Here is a 23,181-nt window from a genome sequence, read left to right on the forward strand (position 1 = left end):
TGGCAGGCTTGTCCGGCCAGATCACAGGATACCGGGGCGCTTTGATCCAGATCGTGCCGCCCCGGATGAACATATGACACGATATCGATACCCTCCCGGCATTGGCTTGCCGGGAAACAGAGAAGATGTGCCGTTCAGGACCCCCCGTTTGGCACCCCGATTTGGCCCGATATGGGAGGAGACCAGATGAACAAGATCTTTGAAGTCCCGATGTATCCTTATGCCCGCCACGCGGATGAGGACGCAGCGACCCCGGTGCGCCGCAAGGTGGTGATCATCGGCGCCGGCCCCATTGGCCTGGCTGCCGCCATTGAGCTGGCACAACAGGGCATCGAGGCCATCGTGCTGGATGAAAATGACAAGGTGAGCTTTGGATCCCGCGCCATCTGTTTTGCCAAACGCCCGCTGGAGATCCTCGACCGGCTTGGCTGTGGTCAGCCTATGGTCGACAAGGGCGTGTTGTGGAACGTTGGCAAAGTCTTCTTTGATGACCGGCAAGTCTATGACTTCAACCTGCTGCCCGAGGAGGGCCACGAGCGCCCCGCCTTTATCAATCTGCAGCAGTATTATTTCGAAGAATACCTAGTCAATCGCGTCCGCGAACTGCAGGACCAAGGCGCCCCGATCGAAATCCGTGGCCGCAACAAGGTGTCTGCCATTGGCACCCACCCCGATCATGTCACGCTCGAGGTAGACACGCCTGAGGGCTCGTATAACCTCGAAGCGGACTGGATGATCGCCTGCGATGGGGCGGGTTCGCCCACCCGCCGCATGCTGGGTCTGGATTTTGTCGGCCGCGTTTTTGAAGACAACTTCCTGATCGCCGATGTGGTGATGGAGGCAGATTTCCCGACCGAACGCTGGTTCTGGTTTGATCCGCCCTTTAACAAAGGCCAGTCGGCGCTGCTGCACAAGCAGCCCGATGGTGTCTGGCGCATTGATCTGCAACTGGGCTGGGACATCGACAAGGAGCGCGAAAAGCGCCCCGAAAATGTCATCCCGCGCCTGAAAGAGATGCTTGGCGATGATGTGGAGTTTGAGCTCGAATGGGTGTCGATCTACACCTTCCAGTGCCGCCGGATGGAAAAATTCCGCCATGGTCGCGTGCTGTTTGCAGGGGACGCCGCGCATCAGGTCTCGCCCTTTGGCGCACGCGGTGCCAACTCCGGCCTGCAGGACACAGACAACCTGTGCTGGAAGTTGAAACTGGTGATGGAGGGCAGTGCGCCCGAAAGCCTGCTCGACAGCTATGACATGGAACGGGTGCATGGCGCCGATGAGAATATCCTCAACTCCAGCCGCTCCACCGATTTCATCACGCCCAAATCAGAGATGTCGCGCGTGTTGCGGGATGCGGTTCTGGACCTCAGCGAACAGCATGAATTTGCCCGCCCGCTGGTGAATTCCGGTCGCCTCTCGGTGCCCTGCACCTATGATGGCTCGCCGCTGAACTCGGCGGATGCCCTGCTGGATGGCCCGGCGCGCACCCGTCCCGGCTCCTCTTGTCCTGATGCGCCACTGGGCGATGACTTCCTGCTGCGCAAGCTGGGTGACAAATTCATCCTGCTGACAATCGATGCCGAGGCCCCCGATGTTGTCGAGGAAGCAGGCATCACCGTCGAACGGCTGGCGCTGTCGGTCAAGGATGACAAATCCCTGGCCCTGAAAGAGCGCTATCTGGGTGATCACGACAGTGGCGTCTACCTGATCCGCCCCGATCAGCACGTCGCCGCGCGCCGCCCTTCTTATGACGAGACCCAGTTCCGCGCCGCCATCCGCCGCGCAGTGGGCAAGGAGTAAACCAGATGTCCAATCCCCATACAGAGACCCTGATCCTGACCCCGAACATCAACGGTGCCGATGATTTCTATGCAGATCTTCTGGCCGCCCATGACGGCCGCGACAAAGCCGACAGCGACGCGTTCAACGCCCGTCTGCTGCTGGTTCTGGCCAACCACATTGGAGACCGCGCGATCCTGAAACAGGCGCTGGCTGCCGCCGCGCTGACGCAAGAGGAGGACCTCACGTGAAAATCGAACAAATCCACCACGTCGCCTATCGCTGCAAGGACGCGAAGCAGACGGTTGAATGGTACAACAAGATGCTGAAGATGGATTTCGTGCTCGCCATCGCCGAAGACCACGTGCCATCAACCCATGAGCCCGACCCCTACATGCATGTCTTCATGGATGCGGGAAACGGCAATGTACTGGCGTTTTTTGAGCTGCCAACCAAGCCGGAAATGGGCCGCGATCCTAACACGCCGATCTGGGTGCAGCACATCGCCTTTAAGGTCAAAGACCGCGATACCCTGATCGAGTTCAAAGAGCATCTTGAAGCCAATGGCGTCGAAGTCCTGGGTGTGACCGATCACTCGATCTTCCACTCGATCTACTTCTTTGATCCCAACGGCCACCGGGTTGAACTGGCTTGCCCCGATCCAAAAGAAGAGGCGCTGCTGGAAAAACTCGACGCGGTGAAATGGCAGATGCTGGAAGAATGGTCCAAGACCAAGAAAGCCCCGAAACACGCCGACTGGCTGCACGCCAAAGAGCTGAACGACGTCTGAGCACTTGACCTGAATTGACATCAACAGGGCAACCGGAGACCCTTCGGTTGCCCTTCCATTTTGATAGGAAAGACCTGTGATGCACGACACCGTTCTTTTTGACTACTGGCGCTCTTCTGCCAGCTACCGCCTTCGCATTGCTCTCAATCTGGCAGGCATTGACTACCGCTCCGTCACCGTCGATCTGGTCAAGGGCGAGCACAAGACCCCTGAACACATGGCCCGCAACCCGCAGGGCTTTGTGCCGGTGCTGGAAATCGACGGGCTGCGTCTGACGCAATCGCTGGCCATTCTCGACTATCTCGACCAGACCCGTGACCTTGGCCTGTTGCCCAAGGACCCAGCCGAACGCGCCCAGGCGCAGGCACTGGCGCATTCCATTGCGGTGGACCTCCACCCGGTCTGCAATCTGCAGGTCGCCAAATATGCCACCCAGATTTCAGGCGGCGCCAAAGGCATGCCCGGTGACTGGATGGTGCATTTCATCCGCCCTGGCCTCGCGGCCTTTGAAAGACTGCTCACCGGGTTTGAGAAGGCCTCCTATTGCTGCGGAGAGAAGCCAGGATTGGCTGACATTTGCCTGATGCCGCAGCTCTATAATGCGCGGCGCTGGGGGGCGGATTTCTCCGACATGCCCCGTATCACCGCCATCGAAGAGGCCTGCGCCGCCCACCCGGCCTTTGCCGCAGCACACCCGGATGCAGTGAACGCTGCCAGCTGACCCGTCGCGCCTCAGCGCAACCCTTGCCGCTTGCCCAGAACGGCCCTGGGCAGGCGGCCATCCGTCACCACCAGTCCCAGACCGATGATCACAAAGCCCAGCATAGCCTCGCGTCCCAACTGTTCCCCCAGCAGGCCTGCGCCCAGCGCCACCGCCACCGGCGGGATCAACAGGGTGACCAGCATCAGGTTGGCTGACCCGGCCCGGCGCAGGATCTCAAAATACATCAGATAAGCCAGAGCTGTGGACAGTACCGCGATCCCCAGCAAGGCACCCCAGACTGGAAGCGACAGATCAAAACGCGGCATACCGTCGGAAAACAGCGCCACCGGCAGCATCAGCACCGTACTGCCTGCGACCATGCCCAGCGCATTCATCAGCGGCGGCTGTCCGGCAAGAAAACTTTTGCCCCAGACGCTGGCCAGTGCGTAGGAAAACGCCGCCGCCAGTACAGCGATCTGCGCCAGATTGCGCGGATCCAGACTGGTCAGCGCCGCAGGCCCCATGATCACCGCAACCCCAACAAACCCTAGAGCTGCGCCAATCAGTTTTTGCGGGGTGAGCGGTTCATCCTTCAGCAGCAGCCCCGCCACGACCGCGCCAAACATCGCTGTGGTCCCGTTCAGGATCGAGGCCAGTCCACTTTCGATCTGGGTTTGCCCCCAAAAGATCAACGAAAAGGGAATAGCGTTGTTCAAGGCCCCCATGCCAAGATAGGCGCCCCAAATCCGGAGGCCACGCGGGAGAGCAATTCCCTTCAGTCGTACCACCAGAAACAACACCGGCAAGGCCAGTGCGACGCGAAACAGGGTGATGGTCAGTGGCGGGACTTCTCGCAGGGCGATTTCGGCAAAAAAGAACGACCCACCCCAGACCAGGGCCAACGCTGTAAGCAACAGGCCCGCGCCAAGATCGATGGTGGTACCGGGGGTTTGTGACGACATGCGAGGCTCCTGTGAGTTTGCCCCTAGCTAACCGAGACCTGCATCCCAGTGCGACCCGTTTCCTGCGCATAGCCTCCGGATTTGACAAATCATCCCCCAAGGCGCCAGCATGAAGTTCTTCTTGCGGCTAGGCCGAAAGCGCAGACAGGGGCATCTCGACATCACGTCCTGCAATGCCGAACACGCCATCCTTCTCCAGCCGCCTGATCAATCGCGACATGGTTTCCGGTTGCACCCCGATGAGATCTGCCAGATCCATCCGCGACAAAGGCAGGCGCATCGTGATCATCTCCCTGTTTCGTCTCCCATGCAGAACCATCAAACGTCGCAGCAGTTCGGCAAGCCGCTCTTTGTTGGAACATGTAGCCGTTGAGATGATCCGCTGGTGGCTGCGGTCAATCTCGCGGATGCAGCGCTGTGCCAAGCGTTCCATTGCGCCCGAATTCTGCGCCACCACACCTGCCGCAACCCGATGAGTTACTGTGCAGATCCGCGATGGCAACAGAGCGCGGGCCTCGGTTTGATGGGGCTGTTTGCCTAGAAATGACCGATAGCCAATGATCTCGCCGGGGTAGGCCAGGCGCATCAACGTCGAGGCGCCATCGACATGATGACTGCGCAGGGCAACAAGCCCAGACGAGACGCAAAAGACACCGCGATTGTCCTCGCCCTGTTTGAACAGGACCTGTCCGGCCTCCAACTCCTTGCGGGAAAATCCACGCCTCAGCACCGGCAGGGCATCACCGGCGACCGGTTGCCAGACACTGCCCCCATAAAAGGCGCAATGGGCGCAGGGATGTGTCACATCTGCTGCGCGTGTCGCTTTACAATCCAGCATTTTGGCCTCGATCTATTTTCCCAAAGGCATCGTTAAAAGTTGCCAGCCAGGTCACATCTTCTCCTGAGTGTTGCTTGTGCATCGATTCCGACCCGGCCGACCTTGTTCCAAGACAACCTCGATGTTTTTTTTCGGGGATGCAGGCCTTTTCCCAACGAGAAAGAGCGAAACACCACCGGCTCCATTTTCAGAGCCTAACTATGGCAAAAACAGAGGGCCTGGCAGAGGTTCTGACCACTCATCAGGCAGCCAGAGACCCTCGCTTGATCGCAGCCTGACACCAGGTTAAAATCGCATCAGCCTCATCTGGCAAAGCTTCGGCAAGTTCCCCGGCAAAAGCATCAAAGCTGTCACTGGACGCCAGACCAACCCCAACCAGAACCGGGATATCCTGTTCAAGCGCCGCTGCGATAACTGAACAGAAGCCACGACCTGCGCTCTCTTCCGGACCAAACTTGTTGAGGATAAACAGATCCACCCCCTCCAGAGGGGCGCCTTCGACACAGCAAACTGCTTCGGTGAGGGCACCGGGGTCCAGGCGACAGGCATCCGATCCCGTACCAAGATCCTGCGTAATCTGGATGACGGGGCCCGTCGGCAGAACGCGTACCTTCATGTCGCAGCCATTGGCGGCCTGGCCAGCGTAACTCTGTTCCTTGATGATCCCGGCAAGCTGGTGCCCCCCGGTTTGCAGCTTGGCCGCAATATCCGACAGCAATCGATCCGTTTCCCCCCGCTTCGAAGAGCTGACCCGTGCTATTTTCATTTCACTATCCTTTGCTCAATTCGGCTCTAATCAAAGAGTTTTGACGCATTCTGATGCCGCTTACCGCTGAGAACCGGGCGGATGATTGGCCCCCGCAACGCAGGAAAGAACCCAACGACAAAAGCCAGCCAGCCCAAGCACCACACTCCTGCTGCCAGACTGATAAGCATCGCACCATGATCTGGAACAACTCCAACCATGAGCCGCAGCCACGTGCAGATCCATATCAGGCCAAAGCCTATTCTAAATCCCAGGGTTGCTCGCATTTCACCACTGTGGTGATGCGCTGCTGCACGCCCGGAAATGGCCATGATCATTCCGGCCATAGCGCCGATTGTTAGACTGTGCAGTGCATCTCCGGGCGGCATCCACAGCTCACCCGTCTGGGCACCCCACAGCCCGTTTGCTCCCAGCAGCATCAGCCCCAGCGGCAGCCATAGATAGCCAAGGTGTAAAGCCGCCAGCAGTGGATTGCGCAGGGCCAGGGTGCACTGCCAATGTCGCATCTGCCACAATAGAATGACCGACAAGATCAGGCAGGCTCCGTAGGCAAGACTGTCCCACCCGACCAGCGCTGACAGAACGGCCCCCACCAGCAGCCCTGCCGTCAGCAGCCCCAATGCCAGACCACCAACCTGCAGATGTACTGCGATCCTCTCAGCTCGCCCAGACTGCGCCAGCCAGTTGTTTGTAAAGGCGGGAACGGCACGACTGCCAACCACGAAAATCAAAAGGCAAAAACCGCAGAGCCCACCACGGAGCAGGGCATGGCTGACCGCGGTCGCCCCGGTTAGCGCTGAGATCAGGAATAGCTGGTTTCCCCCACCCAACGCCAGAACAAGGATCGCAAACCCCAGCTTGCGATAGGCTTTGGCGCGCAGAATTTCGCGCAGCAGCAACAGCGAAAGACACAGAAAATAGCCGCCACCCCCTAACAAAACCACCCCCAGAGGCAGGAGCTCTGCACAGGCGACCACTGCCCGCTCCCCAGCCCAGGCGACCACCAGAAGCTTCAACGGCCACCCCGCCAACAGGGCTCCGCCCGTCCAGCTCGGCAGTGCTGTCAAAAGGTAGCCACCAAGAGCGGCACCGGCAAAGCCGAACAGCAACTCATGCGCATGCCACAGCCCGTAGGAAACAAACAGAGGTGCGGGCAGAGACACGGGAAGGGATACAGACAGGTCAATCGCTTCAGCCAGCGTCCACCAGGCCACCGTGCACAAGGCACACAGGTAGCTCAGCAAGAACAGCGGCCGGTGCGGGGCCTGCCAAAATGTGGAATATCTCTGATTTAGAGACTGAAACTTGCCTACTTTGGCCATGGTATTCTCAGCCCCAATCCTTCCCAGCCCCAGTCTTTGCCTGTCCCCGGTCTTTGCCTGGCTTTCAACCGCCCTGACACTGTTGCGGCGCGGCAGCACTGATCTAGCGACTGGTTCCTGACCAATCCGCGCCGCTCTCTCCGGTCAGAAAACCATCGCTAAGACGCAATCCGGGGGCCTTGTGTTGCAGCCGCTGTGCCAGCTCACCCATGGCCAGGCGCCCCTCAATCCGGTCCCGGTAGAGGCCACATAGGTCAGGAAATCCGCTCGACTGAGGGGACAGTCGCAGGGCAGACACGCCTGCCCCCTGTAAGGTTTCGATCTGATAGTCGGCACAGGCGTAGCGATCAGACAGGGTCTGCACCCCATTCATGGTCAAAAACGGCTGGTCCTCCAGGGTGCGCACTTCGAGACCATCGGCATCCTCTTCGCAGGCAAACTGACAATTATCCTTGGTGCGCCCGTGCAGGCGTGCGTGATAGCAGCGCCCGGAAATCGCCAAAGGCACCCGCCCATGCCCCCAGACTTCCACTGCGACACCACAGTCAGCTCCCGCACGGGCCAACACCGCGACCGAAGCAAGCGGCAGCTCGGGGGGCAGGCTGATCCGGGTCGCACCGCGCGCGGCCAGCCAGCGCAGCGTGCTTTCGTTGTAGACATTGACCAAAGGTCCCACCGAAAAGGCCAAGTCCCGGGGCAGCTGTGCCAGCGCCGTCAGGTCATTGACCTCGACCTCCAGCCCCAGATCCGCCAGCTGCGCCGTGAGCTTTCGCTCCCGTTTGAGCGTCACAAGCGCCAGGCTGGTCAGGACAACCTGTTTGCCTGCGGCCTGAAGGCTCTCAATCACTTTTGGGATACGATCCTGATAAAACGGCAGGCGTTTGGAGCAGACCAGTTCCCCCAGTACGACCCGCTCTACCGGTGCCGCTGTCAGATCCTGATACAAGGCTTCCCAATCATCGGCGGCCCAGAAAAACGGGTTGGGGGCAACGGTCAGTTCCATGGGCTATCTCCAGGTTTTCTTGTAGGCACCGGTGGTTGTCGCCTGGCCTTCCGAGAGCCGCGCCAACATACCCACAGGCAGGGGCTGCCCCGCCTCCAGCGCATCCACCGCAGCGCGGAAGTTGCGCACCACCTGCGCCACATAAGAGCGCGACCGCTGGCGGCCCTCGATTTTCAAGGCCGTGACGCCGGCCCTTTGCAACTGTGGGATCAGCTGCTCAGCGTTGAGGCTGACAGGGTCCTCAAACAGATGGCCCTGCTTGCCAGACGCGCTGAAACAGCCCTTGCAGAGAGTCGGATAGGGGGCAGGTTCGTCCTTGCCAACCTGATGAATTGTATAGCCACCCAGGCGCGCATCCAAGACGCCACCAGTATCGCGATATTCCACATGGCTGGCCGGCGAACAGACCCCATTCATGTTTGGCGAAAGCCCGGTGGCATAAGACGACAGGGAACAGCGCCCCTCAGCCATCACACACAAACCGCCAAAGACGAAGACTTCGGTTTCAACCTCGGTCTCGGCATTGATGGCCGCGATCTCGGGCACCGACAGGACACGTGGCAGCACCACCCGCTTAACGCCAAAGGTCTCGGCATAGAAATTGATCACATCGGCATTGGCCGCAGCTGCCTGTACCGACAGGTGCCGCCGGATCTGTGGATGGTTTCGCGCGGCATAGTCCAACAGCCCCGGATCAGCCAGAATCACCGCATCCGCCCCGGCTGCGGCCGCATCCGCCACGGCACGCTGCCAAATGTCTTCGGCACCCGCGCGCGGAAAGGTATTGATCGCTACCAGCACCTTGGCGCCATGCGCATGGGCAAAGGCCACCCCTTCACGCATTTCGGCGCGATCAAAGTTCAGACCCGGAAAGTTGCGCGCGTTTGTGACATCATTAAACCCACAATAGACTGTATGTGCACCAGCTTTGACCGCCGCCCGCAGCGAGGCCGGCGTTCCCGCCGGGCAGACGATTTCCATTACCATGTCATGAGCTCCTCGGGGCGGCTGAGATGCACACCTGTGCGTGTCTCGGCAAATTTGAAAATCCGCTGGACATAGGGCGCCCATAGACCGGACAGCGTCGACAGCTCAGCTGTCAGATCCAACTCGGCATCATCCACCGCATTGCGCAACGCCAGTGCCGCAGCCGTGTCTCCCTCGATCACCAGATCACGCGAAAAGAACAGCGCATCGCCATCATAAGCACCGTGAACCAACCCCAGAAGTGCAGCGAGCGGCCCGGCGATGCGTGCTACCCCTTCGCCCCGGCCCCGAACCACCGTAACACGCGGATGCCCCCCGCCTGGTGCGAGACATATGACAAACGGCAGGTCGGTGGGATCCAGCACAAAGCGCGACTGGGCATGATCACCGAGGCGGCGAAACAAACCGGGATGGCACTTGGCAATGCGCTGCGCGTAGGCCGTCAGCGCAAGCGACAGCGGCACCAGCGGCAGCGGTGCCATCCCCCGCGCCAGCAGTGTTGGGAAAACCGGGATCGACGCAGCTGCCTCTGCCAGGCCGTCTGCCGGGCCAACATCTGCAAGAAACACATCTGCCGGGGCAGCAAAGCTGGGATGGCTCACGATCAAAGGTCCTTTCACATGCCTCACAAACCACCGCAGGGCGACAGATCGAAAACTGACCGGGGGGGTGGCTCTCTGCCTAGATCGGAGCCGCCGACAAAAAATTGACCATCGTCAATTCAGGCAGGGGTTTTCGCTGATAGGAGCCCGGGACACTTTTCGAAAGCCCCCTCTATGCGTCAGCTCCCTCCCTTCCGCAGTTTGCGCAGTTTTCTGGACTGGTGTCAGGCGCAAGGCCAGCTGACAGAGGTGACGGATCCCGTCGCCATCCGACATCAAATGACGGCTGTACACCGGCAGGTTCTCGAGGCGGCAGGACCGGTTTTGAAGTTCAATAGCCCCTTATTAGAGACAAATGATATGGCCCGAATGCCCGTGGTCACCAATCTGTTTGGCACCCCAGAACGGGTGGCTGCTGGTTTGGGGGTCAGACCGCAGGGATTGGATGATCTGGGACGGTTTCTTGCTGCGCTGAAATCACCAACCCCACCGAATGGGCTGCGGGATGCGCTGTCGCGCTGGCCCATGCTGCAAGCAGCCCTTGCCGCCCGCCCCAAGCTGGTCAAATCCGCGCCCGTGCAGGAGATCCAACTGGAAGGTACAGCAGTGGATCTTGGCCAGATACCGGTACAGACACATTGGCTAAATGATGCCGGGCCACTTCTGACCTGGCCCGTGGTGGTAACCCGGCCGCATGGGTCAGTCGTCGAAGAAACCAGCACCTATAACGCCGGGATATACCGGGCACAGGTTTTGGGGCGGGACCGGTTGATCATGCGCTGGTTGCCACATCGGGGCGGCGCGGCGCACCATCGCAGCTGGGCCGCCAAGGGCGAGAAAACACCCGTAGCCATCGCGCTTGGTGCCGATCCGGCGACCCTGCTGTCTGCAGCACTCCCGTTGCCGGAAACCGTCTCTGAGCTGACCTTTGCCGGGGCCTTGAACGGCGCACGTGCGCGACTGGTGCCTGCCAGAACCGTGCCCCTGCTGGTCCCTGCCGAGGCCGAGATCGTGCTGGAGGGCTGGGTTTCACCGACAGAGACTGCTCCTGAAGGTCCCTTTGGCGACCACACCGGCTACTACAATCGCGCCGAGCCTTTTCCCGTGGTGCAGATAACCGCAATCACCCACCGCTGCGATCCGATCTACCTGTCGACCTATACCGGACGCCCGCCCGATGAGCCCGCGATCATTGGTGAGGTGTTCAACCAGCTGGCCCTGCCCACCATTCGCGCCCAGATTCCCGAGATCCGCGATCTATGGCTACCGCCTGCCGCCTGTTCCTATCGCATGGCGGTTGTTGCGATCGACAAACGATATCCCGGACAGGCGCGCCGGGTGATGATGGCGCTTTGGGGCATGCTGCCGCAGTTCAGCTATACCAAGATGGTCATAGTGGTGGACGACGATATTGATCCGCACAATTGGGATGACATCGCCTGGACGCTGGCAACCCGTATGGATCCCGGTCGCGATGTGATGCTGCTGGAAAACACGCCGATGGACTATCTCGACTTTGCCTCGCCCGAGCCGGGGTTGGCCGGGAAGATGGGCATTGATGCGACCATAAAGATCGACAGCGAAACCCGTCGCGACTGGGGCGCGGTGATGCAGACAGATCCAAAGGACGCCGCATTTGCCGCCGACCTGCTGGCGCGGGTAATGCCCGGAATGACGCCATGAGTGACGTCATGAGTAGCGCGCGCGTTGTGCTTGGAGTCGCCGGCGCTTCTGGGGCTGCGCTGGGTCTGTCAGTGGCGCGACAACTAAACAGTCTGGATGTCGAGATTGACCTGGTTGCCAGCGCCGCCGCCCGCCGCACCCTCGAAGAGGAATGCGGCCCCGATGCCTTTGACCAACTGCAAGACCTGTGCACCCGGCATCATGACAATGGCAATATCGGCGCCAGCATTGCTTCTGGTTCTGTGCCGGTGACAGGCATGATCGTGGCCCCTTGTTCGATGCGTTCTCTCGCCGCTATCGCCCATGGGCTGGATGACAATCTGCTAACCCGTGCGGCAGGTGTCCAGCTCAAGGAACGTCGCGCCTTGGTATTGCTGCCACGTGAAGCCCCGCTGACGCTGGCACATCTGAAAAACATGAAGGCGGCCACCGAATTGGGCGCCATCCTGCTGCCGCCGATGCCTGCCTTCTATCTGCGCCCGAAAAGTGTTCAGGAGATCGTGGACCAGATCGCGGCCCGCGCCATTGATCTGCTGCATCTGGCGCCTCCCATCTCCAAGGCCTGGATCGAATAAACGCAAGAGCGCTTCTCGCTTGCGAGTATCAGATTTGTCAGCGAAAGTCTGGCCTGCGAGCCGATCCACTCAAATGCAGGAGACCACTGGAATGAGCCATTTCCCCTATCGCCTTACCGGCCCGATCGGCTCTGCCGCCACGCTTGGTCTCATTGCGCTGCAGGTGGATGAGACAATCGAACAGGATTTTCGTCGCCTCTTTCCCGGCCGTGATGTGGCGCTCTATGTCAATCGAATCCCATCCGGCGCAGAGCTAACGCCAGACAGCATTGCCCAGATGGGACGCGATCTGCCGACTGCCGCGGCCCTGTTGCCGCAGGCCGCAAAATTTGACGCGGTTGCCTATGGCTGCACCTCGGGCACCACATTGATCGGCGTGGATCGGGTGCGCGACTTGGTGCAGGGCGCCGTTCAAACCCGCCATGTGGCCCAGCCGCTGACGGCAACGCTGACCGCTTTTTCCGCTCTGGAGATTTCTTCGATTGGCCTGGTTTCCCCTTATATAGACTCTGTTTCTGGCCCAATGCAGAAGACATTCGAAGCAGCAGGCTACCGCGTGCCCGCCATGGTGTCCTTTGGCGAAGAAGTAGAGGCCAATGTCGCCCGGATTGATCCCGCATCAATCCATGCAGCGGCTCTCGAGGTTGGAAAAAACCCTGAGATCGAGACGGTTTTCCTGAGCTGCACCAATCTGCGCACGCTGGATATTATCGAAGATCTGGAGCAGCGTCTGGGCAAACCAGTGGTCAGCAGCAATCAGGCGCTGGCCTGGCATATGGCGCACCTCTCTGGTGCCCCCCTGGCGGTGGACGCACCGGGTGTTTTGTTCCAGAAACCTCTGCCAGAGAACCCATCCTGACGGTTCATCGCCGCAACGACCGCAAAGGTCAGGAAACAGAAAACCCCGCCCAGCAGTGCTGCCGGGCGGGGTCTGTTTTGTTACAGGTTCAGATCTGAAGGATCAGTTTCCAGACCCCTCGCTCCCCTCTTCGCCGCTCAGCGTATTCGGAGCAAAAGCGCCACCGAACCCGGAGTTGTTGCCTTCCGGCTTGCCCGCGTCTTCTTCGGCATCTCCCGACAGGGTGCTGGGGGCAAAAACATTGCCGAAACCGGAATCATTGCCCGCAGGTTTGGACTGAGCCGGGGCGGCACTGCTGCCCTGCTCTGCTTCTTGCTGCTGACGACGCAGCTCACGCTGGCGCTGCAACTCCTGAATGCGCAGCTCTGTTTCCAGACGCTTTTGCTCCTGCACATCAGCGATACACTGCTGCGGACTGTAGACCGTTGCCGTTCCCACTACGACCACCGTGGCACAGGCCACGATGACCAGCCCGACAGCTGCCCAGTTGGAGCTGAGAAAGCCCGGCATCTTGAACTTACCGGTACTGAGTTCCTCGACCGTGGCCTCTTTGCGGGCCAGGGCCACCAGTTCCTTGCGACGAATATTCGCCTCGTTGAACAGAGCCGCAAAAACCGTGAGCAAGACGATGATGAAGGCCAGGGCCGAAATCGCCGGAGTGATGCCATAGCGGACCTTTTGCGCCAACTCGATGGTCAGGGTTGGGTATTCACCAAAGGTGAACGTCGTGGTGTTGTAGTTCTCGAAACTCGCCAGGAAGGCCAGCACCGCAGCCGAGGCAATGGCGGGCTTCATGAAGGGCAACAGAACCTTGCGAAAGGCCTGCGCATGGGTGGCACCCAGGTCCAGTGCCGCCTCAGTCAGGGCCATGTCATAGCGCTGCAGACGCGCCACCAGCACCAGCATGCAGTAGCTGGCGATGAAGGTGGACTGACCGATCACTGTCAGGAACAACCCGTTGGACAGAAAGCTGTCAGCCTCCAACCCCAGCATCCGGTTGATCCGGTCCCAGAACACCAGTGTCGAGATACCAATCACCACACCGGGCACCAAAATGGGCGCGATGATGATGGTGTAGTAGGTCGCACGCAGCTTGGGCCAGATCTGTGTCAGCATCAAAGCCCCCGCAAGCCCCATGGCCACCGACAAAACGACGGTGCCAAAGCCAACCAGGATCGAGTTCTTGATCCCGTTCAGGATGCGTTCGTCCTGAAACAATGCCGAGAACCATTCAAAGGTCAGGCACTCCCAAGGGGTAGCGCGCGGAAACTCGGGCGAGTTGAAGGCGGTGATCGACATGATCACCAGCGGCCCTAACAGATAGGCAAAAAAGATCGCCAGATAGGCCCAGATGCTGAGGCGCATAAGAGAGAGGTTCTTCATTTGCCGATATCCCCCATGTTCACCTTGAACACCCGCATCAAAGCGAGCACCAGAAGGATACAGGTGACCAGCAGCACCACGGCATAGGCCGCGCCCTGTGGCCAGTCAGAGTTGTCGTTGAATTGCTGATAGATCAGCTGGGTGAACCACAGCGACGATGGTCCGCCCAGGATCTGTGGTGCCGCAAGCGCCCCGGCCGAGAGCATGAACACCATGGTGCAGCCCGAGCTGATACCCGGTTTGGCATAGGGAATAACCACCCGGCGGTGGATCATCGGCCAGCTGGCCCCCATGTCACGCGCCGCCTCGATCTGGTTGCGATCCAGGCTTTCAATCACGTTGTAGATCGGAAAGATCATCAGCAGGATATAGGCATAGCCAAGACCAGCATAGAGGGCGATATCATTGCGGACAAAATCAAACGGGGTATCAAAGATGCCGGCCGCCACCAGCAGATTGTTCAGCACGCCGGTCTCGCCAAAGATGATGCGCAGTGCAAAGGCCCGCAGGATCTCGTTGATCCAGTAGGGGATGATCAGCATCAGCGCAAAAATGCGGATGTGATTGCCCTTGGTCTGAGCCAGATAGTAGGCGATCGGATAGCACAGGATCAGGTTAAAGATGGTGACAAAGATCGCCGCGATCAGGGTGCGGTAGAACACCTTCAGATCGACCGCATTGTAGCTCTGGCTGCCACCTTCGGGGCCAAAGACCAGATAGCGGTAGTTTTCCATCGTGTAGACGTCTTTGGGACCGCCGATTTCAGGCGGCGGCAGGTTCGGCCGGAAAGAGAAGTCCAGCATCGACAGTTGTGGCAGGATGATCAGGCCAATGGTCCAAAACAGGACCAGCCCCAACATCAAGGAACCAATTCCCAAGCCGTTACGATCAAAGAATTCTTTTAGGAAGCGGGGCATATCACAAGGCTCCTCATTCCGCGGCCAATTCACCCGCTGGAACGACGACGGCATTCTGCGCCTCGTATTCCAGGGTGATCGACTGACCGGTGTGATCTTCAAATGACTGACCCAGATTGGGAATCGCGACTTTCAACTCTTTGCCGCCTTCGCCTTCCATGAAGATGTTGAAAGTATTGCCTTCGAATTCTTCGTGATTGACGCGAGCAGTCACAAAATGATCGCCGGATGCGCCATCTGGTGCCAGCGCAAAGGCTTCAGGGCGGATGAACATCATCGCCGCGTCGCCTTCTTTCAGGCGGCCCTGATTGGCAGAGGAAATCCGCGCGACCAGATCACCAGAGCGGTTGGTCTCAATGAGGGCCTCACTGCCCATCATCCGCTTGACCTTGCCGCGAAACACGTTGTTTTCGCCGACAAAAGAAGCCGCAAAAGCGGTGGCAGGATCGTTGTAGATCGCCTTGCCGTTGCCGATCTGGTCAATCACGCCTGCGCGCATCACGGCAATATTGTCCGACATCGTCAGCGCCTCACCCTGGTCGTGGGTGATGTAGATGAAGGTGATGCCAACTCGCTTTTGAATTTCGCGCAGCTCGGTGCGCATGTGCTGACGCAGCTTGAGGTCAAGCGCCGAAAGCGGCTCATCCAGCAAGAGCACATCCGGTTCCGCGCAGAGCGCGCGCGCGATGGCGACACGCTGACGCTGACCGCCAGACAGCTCTGAGGGTAGCTTGTCGCCCTGCCCTGGCAGCGCAATCATGTCCAAAAGCTCATCCGCACGTTTGCGGCGTTCCTTGGCCGAAGCACCTTTGATTTCCATCGAAAAGGTGATGTTTTCCCAGACCTTCATCAGTGGAAACAGCGCCAGGTTCTGGAAGATCAGGGCGGTGGGGCGTTTGTTGGGGCCGATGCCCTTCATATCGTTGCCGCCGATCAGCACCCGCCCATCGCTGGGGTCCAGAAAGCCGGAAACCGCCCTCAGAATCGTCGTCTTGCCGCAGCCCGAGGGGCCGAGGAAAGAAAAGAAGTCGCCTCCGTTGATGTTCACATTTGCGTCGCGCACGGCGACAAAATCTCCAAAGCGGATCCAGAGGTTCTCAAGATCTACGCCGACCCCAGCACTCATGTGGTCTCTCCTCAGCTCGCAACTCTCGTGCCCGGTGGAGGATACCCCCGGTGCAAACAGGCTGCTTCTGTTCATTCAGATGTGTTTGATGCGCCCCATGGCATGTGGCATGGGGCGTGGCTGGCTCCCTGACAGTCCGGGAGCCAGTTTCAGGTCAAAAGCGGATCAGGCGCTTTTGAACTTGTTGACGAACTCGGTGCGCACCTCGGCATACCAGGGGGCTTCGGCAGGCCAGGGGTTCAGGTTGGCAAGGCTGTCACCGGGATAGGCTTCGGCAAAGTTCTTTTTGTAGACATCACCGGAATAAGTATCCGCGCCCAGAACTGGCGAGTTATAGCCATGGCTGTCGATAGCGACGCCTGCAGCTTCCTGACCGAAGGCATAGTCGATGAAGGCATAGACTTGCTCTTCGTTCTGTGCCCCAACGGGCATGGACATGCCATCAACCCAGGCCATCGCACCCTCGACAGGGGCTTGATAGTGCACGGGCTCACCGGCGGCTTTCAGGGCCAGTGGCGGGCCATCCCAAGTTTGACCGACCACAACGCCTTCGTTCAGCAGGCCGTTTTTCTGGGTGTCGGCGTCGTTCCAGATCAGCTTGATCCGGTCTTTGCGCGCCATGCACCAATCGGTGATCTTACCCCAGACTTCGCGCATGGTGTCTTCGTCACCATAGGCAGCCCAGACCGAGCCCTGATCCATTTCGCCAGAGGCTTCCATGTAGAGACCCGCACCCAGCATCATGGAATGTGCACGGCCCATGGTTTTTCCGGCGTTTTCTTCCGACCAGACGTCGCCGTAGGAAGGCGCGTCACCCGCAGGCAGCCATTTGTCGGTGCGGTAGGCAATACCTTCGGTGCCCCAGATATGTGGCAGCCAATGCACGCCGGCACCTTCGAAGTTCCACGCCGATGTACCGATTTTGGCCATTGCCGGGTTCACCGCGTCGATATTGACTTTGTTCATGTCAAAAGGCTTCAGCAGCTCCAGCGGGCCCCACTGGAGTGAGCGGTTGTTGGTCGGAGAGACAATGTCGAAACCCTGGCCTTTGGTGGCCTTCATCTTGTTGATGATTTCTTCGTTGGAGCCAATACCGGTGTAGTTCACCTTGATACCGGTCTTGGCCTCAAATCCTTCAATAAAGGAGGGTGGCAGATAATCCGACCACATCAGGATGTTTACTTCACCTGACGACGCCAGCGCGCTTTTGGAATAGAGCGGTGCAGCGAGAGCAGCCGCACCGGCGCTTTTCAGCAGGGTCCGGCGAGTGACGCTAGATTTGGTAGTCATATTCAAATTACTCCCTAGTGGGTTGTTGATTTTCTTTATTATTGTTTTTGGTCTTCAAAAGAGTGCGGGGCATTGCGTCCAACAAACAGTGACAGTTTCAAAAATTGATAAGGCCAAAATGTCGCAGCTCTGCGATAGCATGGCACCCTTTTTGAACAAACCGCCCAAACTTACCTCAATGCAGGCACTATAAGCCGGTGTTGCAACAACAGTTTGCGCGTCAAACAGCATTCCGTCAACGCTGATCGCAGAGCCAGAGCACCCAGGCGAGGCAAGTGCCCATCAAACAGACAGACCAATCAGGGCAACGCCAAAGGCCATCAGCGCAGCCGCCCCAAGGCGGCGCAGCCAGTTGCCCTCTTTCAGCAGTACAAACCCGATGAGCGCGGCAAAAATCACCGAGGTTTCGCGTAGGGCAGAGACCGCCCCCAAGGGTGCAAAGTTTTTGGCAAACAGCACCAACCCATAGGCCGTCATCGAGACAAACCCACCGGCAATACCAATAGCCCAGCTGCGCAGCGGAATCCGGGGCAGTTCAGGACCTTTACGGACCCCAATGAACCCCGCGATAAAGAGATGCCCAAACGCGCCCCAGGCCCAATAGCTGAGCGTATTGCCCGACAGCCGCACCCCAAGCCCGTCCACCAACGAATAAAGCGAGATGCAAAACCCGGTGCCCAGCGCGTAGCCAAGGGCCGTCCGTCCGACCCCGGAGCGCAGCGCGGTCCAGCTGCTCAACTGGATACCACAGGCGATGACGGCGATCCCGATCCAGGCCTGAAGCGGCAGGAACTCACCCGCAAAGATCATCGCCCAAAGCGCCACCAATGCCGGTACGATTCCCCGGGCAATCGGGTAGACCACGCTTAGGTCGCCATGTTTATAAGCCTGCCCCAGCATGTAGAAATAGCCAAAATGGATCACCGTCGACAGGGCCACATAGATCAGGCTTTCCGGCTCTGGCAGTGGCAAAACAGCGACCATGACCACCCCCGGGATCACATGCCCCAAGGCCACCAGTCCCAGCGTTGTGGTCCGATCGGCTGCGGTTTTCACAATCGCGTTCCACACCGCGTGCAGCAATGCCGCCGCAAGGATGATCGAGACGACAAAGCCAGTCATGCCCCAGTCTCCGCGCCAATCTCAGCACGTGACTCTGCTCGGGCCTCCGCGTCGGCAGGCTGCATGTCCTCGATCAGGCGGGTCTCCAGCAACTGACCGTTCTGATATAGCACTGGGTAAGAGACTGCTGCCACATGGCTGTTGAACTCCCGCAAAGCGCGCAGGGTTTCCAGGTGGATATCGGAGCTGTCGAAACTGTGACGCTCATTGCGTTGCAACCGCTTTAGATGACGTTTGCGACTGTCGCGCTCCATACGCTTCAATTCTGTCTTTTCCAGGTTTAGAAGGCGCGCGCTTTCCAGATCATTCGAGATCAGCACATTCGAGGCCAATCGCAGGTTCGCCATGATCGCCTCATGCATGCGCAGAATTTCCCCCCAGCCCTCGGATGAAAACCGCAGGTTCTTTTTGTGCAGATCCCCAGCCAGTACCGCCAGACGCCGCGCAGCTACATCGCCAGCCGTTTCCAGTCGGATGGCATATTCCACCATCTCGCGCGCCTGCTTCAACTCTGTTGGCGTAAAGTTGGCCGCGGGGATATCAGCCACGTAGGACCGAATACCGGAGAGGCAGCTGTTCACCTCGGGGTCCAGCGCCTTCAGGGCCTTGATCCGATCCTGGTCACCGGTCTGGTAAAGCTCCGCCAAAGGGCGGAACATGATTTCAACCAGATCACACATATGCAGCAATTCACGCTTGAGATTGGCCAGAACCTGCGCCGGAGGACCATAAACGCCCGACTCCAAAGCGCTAACGGGTCGCCCACTGAGGCCCGGCTCAACTGTTGCAGGCTCTGGCATCATCTGCACCATCAACGGTTCAATACGGGAACAGATCGGCAAGGCCAGCAGTAGAAGTGACCCATTAAAGGCCAGATGGGCATAGACCAACATCTGCCCGCCCGGGGCCTCCCCGAGCAGGCCCACTGCCAGCGGGGAATTCACCGCAAACAAGCAGATCACCGCCCAGCTGCCGCGCAGTCCAAGATTGGCAACAGGGATGCGGCGCGCGCTTTGACACATGCCGCGGCTCAGCCAGACCGGAATGAACCCTGAACCAAAATTAGCGCCCAGCACTAGCGACAACCCTGCCTCAAACGGGATTGCGCCGATCTGCACTAGGGTCACACACATCAAAATCGCCGCCACCGAAGAATGCATCACAAAGGCAAGCGCTGCGCCAACCAGAAAGGCGGTGATATAATCATGTGCCAGATAGCCAGCCAACGCAGGCAGAAAGGCACTGTCGCGAATAGGATCCATCGCCTCGCGCAAAAAGCGCAGCGAAATCAGGATAAAGGCAATCCCCATCAGGATACGTCCGGCCTGCCGGGTCTTCTTGCCTTCGGTTTTGACAAAGAGATAGCCGCCCACCGCCAAAAGCGCGGGCACCAGCCAGTCCAGTTCAAACGACAGGATCTGAATAATCAGCGCCGAGCCAAGATCCCCGCCCAGCACGATGGCCAGCCCCGTGGGAAAGCCCAGAAAACCGCCTGCGGCAAAGCCGGTTGTCAATAGTGTCACCGCAGCCGAGCTCTGCAAGACCAGCGCCAGACCAATGCCGACGCCGCCCGCCTGCAACTGACTGCCCGTCCCCGTCAGCAACCGCTGAAACGAGGCCCCATAGCTGCGCTCGATGCCCGTGCGCACCATGCGCACAGCAAACAGCAGGAACATCGTCGCCCCCGCCAAACTGATGAGAAAGGTCAGAATTGCCATCTGGTAACCCCTACGTCTGCGGAAGTTCGGCCCGTGGTCGGCCCAGCTGCCCAAGGATCTGCACGAAACCTTTGCATCTAATCTGTCCGCACTGGCGGCAGGGCCACCTCAGCTTCGGCAGCTAACTCAAAGGAAACTCCCCAGTCCGTCAGCGCACGCGACAGTTTCTTACCCGGTTCCCGGTCACTGATCAGCAGGCTCAATTGTTGTGGGGCCGGACCGCGATGCGGCGCGGTTTCGGAGAACTTGGAATGGGTCGTGACCACGCAAACTCGCTCTGCCACACCGGTGACCGCCATGGTCAGCTGCGCTTCGCTGGCGTTGTGAAACAGCAACCCGTGTTTCGGTGAAATTGCATCCGCCGACAGGATGGCCAGATCAAAAACGAACCGTGCGGCCTGCTGTTCCGTCACCGGGCCAAAGGTGCCCCGATCATCGCTGCGCATCTCACCGCCCAACAAGTGCAGGTGGTTGCCATTATGATTGGCCAGCACCTGCGCCACGCCGATGGAATTGGTCACGACCGTCAGCTCACGACGGGCACGCAGGGCTTCGGCCACGTAAGACGTCGTCGAGCCCACGTCGAGAAACACCGTCATGGCATCTTTGATCTGCGCCACTGCCACTGCGGCGATGCGCTTTTTCTCCTGCGGGTTCTCTCCCATGCGGCGGAAAAAACTCGGCCCTGGTTGCGACCCGCTACGCGGACCTGTCAAATAGGCCCCGCCATGCACCCGCTCCACCGCACCGGCCTTGGCCAGGGCCTTGATGGTGCGCCTCACGGTTTCCTCAGAGACATCCAACATGACTGCAAGCTCAGCACTGCGCCCGGATCCCCCCAGGCGTTGCAACGCTTCCAAAAGCGCCAATTCACGATGCGAAAGGCTGGATGAGACAGACAACGGGCAAAACTCCACAAATCAATAAGAGTAGCCACAGAAACTGGCAGTTCGGCAGGTGCATTGCAAGACAATACCCACAAACTACCACACAAACGGTCATTCACCATCACGTGATCCAGAAAAACCCTTCCCAAATCACATCCGGCAGGATTATCTGGCCGCAAAACCTCTCCCGCATTTTTCGCCAAGGAGCCCAAGATGGCCCAAGACATGCCACCAAAGAAGAACGTGCTTTTCATTCTGATTGATCAGCTGCGGGCCGACTGTCTGACGGGGGCCTTGGCGGAACATGTCGCCCTGCCGCATATGCGCGCATTGATGGCCGAGGCGGTGACCTTTGAGAACAACTACACCGTGGTGAACCCCTGTGGGCCGTCGCGCGCCTCGATCCTGACCGGACAATATGCGATGAACCATCGCTCGGTGCGCAATGGCACGCCCCTGCGCCACGACACGCCGACCCTGCCCGGCGAGATGCGCAAAGCAGGATATCTGCCGATGCTCTTTGGCTATACCGACACCTCGCAGGATCCGCGCGTTCATCACCCAAATGATCCGGCCATCCGCACCTACGAACAACACATGAACGGCTTTCAGGAGATGTTGGAGATGCGCCTCGAAATGTCCTATCCGTGGCGGTCTGACCTGCTGAGCAAGGGCTACAGCTTTGACACCTACTGGGATCTTTACCGCCCCGTTGCTGTCGGTGGTGGCAAGCCTGCCCTGAATGACCCTGCCCCCTACCGGGCCGAAGACAGCGACACCGCCTTTTTGACCAACCGTTTTTTGGCCACCATGCCAGCCTATAGCGATAAGGGCTGGTTTGCCCATCTGACCTATATTCGCCCGCACCCCCCCCTGGTGGCCCCTGCCCCCTACAACCGCATGTATGAGCCGGCCAAACTGCCCCTGCCCACGCGTCTGCCAAGCGAAAGCGATGAACAGGCCCTGCACCCATTTTTCACAGCCGCGACACGCAACAGCACACCAGCTTCGGCGGTTCTGGGCTTTGACGATCTGGAACCCACGGATGAAAACGTCCAGTGCCTGCGCGCCATCTATCTGGGGCTTGCCAGTGAAGTGGACGCCCACATCGGTCGGGTGATGCAATTTCTCAGGGACAACGGCCAGGAGGACAACACACTGGTCGTGCTCAGCGCCGATCATGGCGAGATGCTCGGCGACCGCCACAGCTGGGGGAAATTCTCGGTCTATGATGCCGCTTACAAGACGCCCCTGATCATCCGCATGCCCGGCAACCAGGCACAGGCGGGCACCCGACGTCAGGAGATCACCGAATCCATCGACCTTACCCCGACCATTCTGGACTGGGTGGGACAGGACATCCCCAATGCCATGGATGGCGCATCACTTTTGCCGCTGCTGCGTGCAGAGGTGCCAACCGACTGGCGCCAGTATTCCTTCTCGGAGCTCGATTTCGGCGATCCCGAAGCGCCCAGCCTTTGGCAACAGCTGCTTGGCACAGCGCTGTCCGAGTCGAATCTTTCGATCCTGCGCGACCACCGCTTTAGTCTTGTTGAATTTGCCGCCGACCTGCCGCCACTGCTGTTTGACCATCACGGGACAGGCGAGATGGAGGATGTATCGCAAAAGCCAGAGCTTCAGGGCGACCTTGCCCGGCTTGGCCGTCAAATGCTGCGCCACCGGATGCGCAACATGGACCACACCCTGTCGCTGCATTCGATCACCGCCGATGGCCCGTGCAGGCAAACCCGGCAACGCCTGGGAAACTGAGCCCTGCCGAAGCGCTTGACCATGGGGGCAAAATTCAGGCAAAAGCCCTCATGTTTAGCGGTAACAGTGTCGCATGGAGTTCCCGTACCAAGATCCGCT

General features: G+C 59.3%; 22 protein-coding genes. 8 read left to right on the plus strand and 14 right to left on the minus strand.

Features of this window, described 5'->3' with window-relative positions; translation table 11 throughout:
• Positions 1 to 186 precede the first annotated feature (186 nt).
• The 4 genes from PH5382_RS04205 (at position 187) to maiA (ending at position 3,290) form a co-directional block, all read left to right on the plus strand.
• Positions 187 to 1,800: an FAD-dependent oxidoreductase gene (locus tag PH5382_RS04205; RefSeq protein WP_058333111.1), complete on the plus strand. Its 1,614-nt coding sequence runs from the start codon at positions 187 to 189 to the stop codon at positions 1,798 to 1,800.
• Between the two features lie 5 nt (positions 1,801 to 1,805).
• Positions 1,806 to 2,030: a DUF2783 domain-containing protein gene (locus tag PH5382_RS04210; protein ID WP_058333112.1), complete on the plus strand. Its 225-nt coding sequence runs from the start codon at positions 1,806 to 1,808 to the stop codon at positions 2,028 to 2,030.
• The gene (locus PH5382_RS04215) at positions 2,027 to 2,569 is read left to right on the plus strand and encodes a VOC family protein (RefSeq protein ID WP_058333113.1); all 543 of its coding nucleotides are present in this window, start codon (positions 2,027 to 2,029) and stop codon (positions 2,567 to 2,569) included. The genes PH5382_RS04210 and PH5382_RS04215 overlap by 4 nt, the downstream gene beginning before the upstream one ends.
• A 79-nt stretch (positions 2,570 to 2,648) precedes the next feature.
• A complete protein-coding gene (gene maiA / locus PH5382_RS04220; protein ID WP_058333114.1) occupies positions 2,649 to 3,290 on the plus strand; it encodes a maleylacetoacetate isomerase in 642 nt (213 codons plus the stop codon).
• Positions 3,291 to 3,301: 11 nt separating this feature from the next.
• Here maiA and PH5382_RS04225 read toward each other — a convergent pair whose 3' ends face one another.
• From PH5382_RS04225 to PH5382_RS04255, 7 genes are all read right to left on the minus strand, one after another.
• The gene (locus PH5382_RS04225; RefSeq protein WP_058333115.1) at positions 3,302 to 4,234 is read right to left on the minus strand and encodes a DMT family transporter; all 933 of its coding nucleotides are present in this window, start codon (positions 4,232 to 4,234) and stop codon (positions 3,302 to 3,304) included.
• A 127-nt stretch (positions 4,235 to 4,361) separates the two neighbouring features.
• Positions 4,362 to 5,072: a Crp/Fnr family transcriptional regulator gene (locus tag PH5382_RS04230; protein ID WP_058333116.1), complete on the minus strand. Its 711-nt coding sequence runs from the start codon at positions 5,070 to 5,072 to the stop codon at positions 4,362 to 4,364.
• Between the two features lie 241 nt (positions 5,073 to 5,313).
• Positions 5,314 to 5,838, minus strand: a complete 525-nt coding sequence (locus PH5382_RS04235; protein ID WP_082645557.1) for a DUF2478 domain-containing protein — start codon at positions 5,836 to 5,838, stop codon at positions 5,314 to 5,316.
• Between the two features lie 26 nt (positions 5,839 to 5,864).
• A complete protein-coding gene (locus PH5382_RS04240; RefSeq protein WP_058333118.1) occupies positions 5,865 to 7,160 on the minus strand; it encodes an NnrS family protein in 1,296 nt (431 codons plus the stop codon).
• A 103-nt stretch (positions 7,161 to 7,263) separates the two neighbouring features.
• On the minus strand, positions 7,264 to 8,163 hold the full coding sequence (locus tag PH5382_RS04245) for a ubiquinone anaerobic biosynthesis protein UbiV (RefSeq protein ID WP_058333119.1): 900 nt from the start codon (positions 8,161 to 8,163) through the stop codon (positions 7,264 to 7,266).
• 3 nt (positions 8,164 to 8,166) lie between these two features.
• Positions 8,167 to 9,144: a ubiquinone anaerobic biosynthesis protein UbiU gene (locus PH5382_RS04250; protein ID WP_058333120.1), complete on the minus strand. Its 978-nt coding sequence runs from the start codon at positions 9,142 to 9,144 to the stop codon at positions 8,167 to 8,169.
• The gene (locus PH5382_RS04255) at positions 9,144 to 9,752 is read right to left on the minus strand and encodes a ubiquinone anaerobic biosynthesis accessory factor UbiT (RefSeq protein ID WP_231751789.1); all 609 of its coding nucleotides are present in this window, start codon (positions 9,750 to 9,752) and stop codon (positions 9,144 to 9,146) included. Before PH5382_RS04255 ends, PH5382_RS04250 begins: the two co-directional genes overlap by 1 nt.
• Before the next feature lie 174 nt (positions 9,753 to 9,926).
• Here PH5382_RS04255 and PH5382_RS04260 point away from each other — a divergent pair, with 174 nt between their 5' ends.
• The 3 genes from PH5382_RS04260 to PH5382_RS04270 all read left to right on the plus strand — a co-directional run bounded on the left by PH5382_RS04260 (position 9,927) and on the right by PH5382_RS04270 (position 12,869).
• Positions 9,927 to 11,435 carry a UbiD family decarboxylase gene (locus tag PH5382_RS04260; RefSeq protein ID WP_058333121.1) on the plus strand — a complete coding sequence of 503 codons (1,509 nt, stop codon included), beginning with the start codon at positions 9,927 to 9,929 and terminating at the stop codon, positions 11,433 to 11,435.
• Positions 11,436 to 11,443: 8 nt separating this feature from the next.
• Complete coding sequence (locus tag PH5382_RS04265) at positions 11,444 to 12,010, plus strand: UbiX family flavin prenyltransferase (protein ID WP_058333122.1); 567 nt, start codon at positions 11,444 to 11,446, stop codon at positions 12,008 to 12,010.
• Positions 12,011 to 12,101: 91 nt separating this feature from the next.
• On the plus strand, positions 12,102 to 12,869 hold the full coding sequence (locus tag PH5382_RS04270) for a maleate cis-trans isomerase family protein (protein ID WP_058333123.1): 768 nt from the start codon (positions 12,102 to 12,104) through the stop codon (positions 12,867 to 12,869).
• A gap of 102 nt (positions 12,870 to 12,971) precedes the next feature.
• Here PH5382_RS04270 and PH5382_RS04275 read toward each other — a convergent pair whose 3' ends face one another.
• From PH5382_RS04275 to PH5382_RS04305, 7 genes are all read right to left on the minus strand, one after another.
• Positions 12,972 to 14,252 (minus strand): ABC transporter permease, encoded by a 1,281-nt coding sequence (locus PH5382_RS04275; protein WP_058333124.1) that lies wholly within the window; start codon positions 14,250 to 14,252, stop codon positions 12,972 to 12,974.
• Entirely contained in the window at positions 14,249 to 15,169 is a 921-nt protein-coding gene (locus PH5382_RS04280; protein WP_058333125.1) for an ABC transporter permease, read from the minus strand. Before PH5382_RS04280 ends, PH5382_RS04275 begins: the two co-directional genes overlap by 4 nt.
• 13 nt (positions 15,170 to 15,182) lie before the next feature.
• Positions 15,183 to 16,295, minus strand: a complete 1,113-nt coding sequence (locus PH5382_RS04285) for an ABC transporter ATP-binding protein (RefSeq protein WP_058333126.1) — start codon at positions 16,293 to 16,295, stop codon at positions 15,183 to 15,185.
• Between the two features lie 165 nt (positions 16,296 to 16,460).
• Positions 16,461 to 17,585, minus strand: coding sequence for an extracellular solute-binding protein (locus PH5382_RS04290; RefSeq protein WP_058333127.1), 1,125 nt, complete (start codon positions 17,583 to 17,585; stop codon positions 16,461 to 16,463).
• A gap of 282 nt (positions 17,586 to 17,867) precedes the next feature.
• On the minus strand, positions 17,868 to 18,707 hold the full coding sequence (locus tag PH5382_RS04295) for an EamA family transporter (RefSeq protein ID WP_058333128.1): 840 nt from the start codon (positions 18,705 to 18,707) through the stop codon (positions 17,868 to 17,870).
• Positions 18,704 to 20,425, minus strand: a complete 1,722-nt coding sequence (locus PH5382_RS04300; protein ID WP_058333129.1) for a Na/Pi cotransporter family protein — start codon at positions 20,423 to 20,425, stop codon at positions 18,704 to 18,706. Before PH5382_RS04300 ends, PH5382_RS04295 begins: the two co-directional genes overlap by 4 nt.
• 77 nt (positions 20,426 to 20,502) lie before the next feature.
• The gene (locus PH5382_RS04305) at positions 20,503 to 21,327 is read right to left on the minus strand and encodes a DeoR/GlpR family DNA-binding transcription regulator (RefSeq protein WP_058333130.1); all 825 of its coding nucleotides are present in this window, start codon (positions 21,325 to 21,327) and stop codon (positions 20,503 to 20,505) included.
• Between the two features lie 198 nt (positions 21,328 to 21,525).
• Between PH5382_RS04305 and PH5382_RS04310 the strand changes: the two genes are divergently transcribed.
• Positions 21,526 to 23,082, plus strand: coding sequence for a sulfatase-like hydrolase/transferase (locus PH5382_RS04310; RefSeq protein ID WP_231751790.1), 1,557 nt, complete (start codon positions 21,526 to 21,528; stop codon positions 23,080 to 23,082).
• The last annotated feature ends 99 nt before the right edge of the window (positions 23,083 to 23,181 follow it).

The sequence above is a fragment of the Phaeobacter sp. CECT 5382 genome (assembly GCF_001457775.1).
Lineage (GTDB): Bacteria > Pseudomonadota > Alphaproteobacteria > Rhodobacterales > Rhodobacteraceae > Pseudophaeobacter.

Coding starts and splice junctions, on each gene's coding strand:
- PH5382_RS04205 (WP_058333111.1), top strand. CDS start 187: ATGAACAAGATCTTTGAAGTCCCGATGTATCCTTATGCCCGCCACGCG.
- PH5382_RS04210 (WP_058333112.1), top strand. CDS start 1,806: ATGTCCAATCCCCATACAGAGACCCTGATCCTGACCCCGAACATCAAC.
- maiA (WP_058333114.1), top strand. CDS start 2,649: ATGCACGACACCGTTCTTTTTGACTACTGGCGCTCTTCTGCCAGCTAC.
- PH5382_RS04225 (WP_058333115.1), bottom strand. CDS start 4,234: ATGTCGTCACAAACCCCCGGTACCACCATCGATCTTGGCGCGGGCCTG.
- PH5382_RS04230 (WP_058333116.1), bottom strand. CDS start 5,072: ATGCTGGATTGTAAAGCGACACGCGCAGCAGATGTGACACATCCCTGC.
- PH5382_RS04235 (WP_082645557.1), bottom strand. CDS start 5,838: ATGAAAATAGCACGGGTCAGCTCTTCGAAGCGGGGGGAAACGGATCGA.
- PH5382_RS04240 (WP_058333118.1), bottom strand. CDS start 7,160: ATGGCCAAAGTAGGCAAGTTTCAGTCTCTAAATCAGAGATATTCCACA.
- PH5382_RS04245 (WP_058333119.1), bottom strand. CDS start 8,163: ATGGAACTGACCGTTGCCCCCAACCCGTTTTTCTGGGCCGCCGATGAT.
- PH5382_RS04250 (WP_058333120.1), bottom strand. CDS start 9,144: ATGGAAATCGTCTGCCCGGCGGGAACGCCGGCCTCGCTGCGGGCGGCG.
- PH5382_RS04260 (WP_058333121.1), top strand. CDS start 9,927: ATGCGTCAGCTCCCTCCCTTCCGCAGTTTGCGCAGTTTTCTGGACTGG.
- PH5382_RS04265 (WP_058333122.1), top strand. CDS start 11,444: ATGAGTAGCGCGCGCGTTGTGCTTGGAGTCGCCGGCGCTTCTGGGGCT.
- PH5382_RS04270 (WP_058333123.1), top strand. CDS start 12,102: ATGAGCCATTTCCCCTATCGCCTTACCGGCCCGATCGGCTCTGCCGCC.
- PH5382_RS04275 (WP_058333124.1), bottom strand. CDS start 14,252: ATGAAGAACCTCTCTCTTATGCGCCTCAGCATCTGGGCCTATCTGGCG.
- PH5382_RS04280 (WP_058333125.1), bottom strand. CDS start 15,169: ATGCCCCGCTTCCTAAAAGAATTCTTTGATCGTAACGGCTTGGGAATT.
- PH5382_RS04285 (WP_058333126.1), bottom strand. CDS start 16,295: ATGAGTGCTGGGGTCGGCGTAGATCTTGAGAACCTCTGGATCCGCTTT.
- PH5382_RS04290 (WP_058333127.1), bottom strand. CDS start 17,585: ATGACTACCAAATCTAGCGTCACTCGCCGGACCCTGCTGAAAAGCGCC.
- PH5382_RS04295 (WP_058333128.1), bottom strand. CDS start 18,707: ATGACTGGCTTTGTCGTCTCGATCATCCTTGCGGCGGCATTGCTGCAC.
- PH5382_RS04300 (WP_058333129.1), bottom strand. CDS start 20,425: ATGGCAATTCTGACCTTTCTCATCAGTTTGGCGGGGGCGACGATGTTC.
- PH5382_RS04310 (WP_231751790.1), top strand. CDS start 21,526: ATGGCCCAAGACATGCCACCAAAGAAGAACGTGCTTTTCATTCTGATT.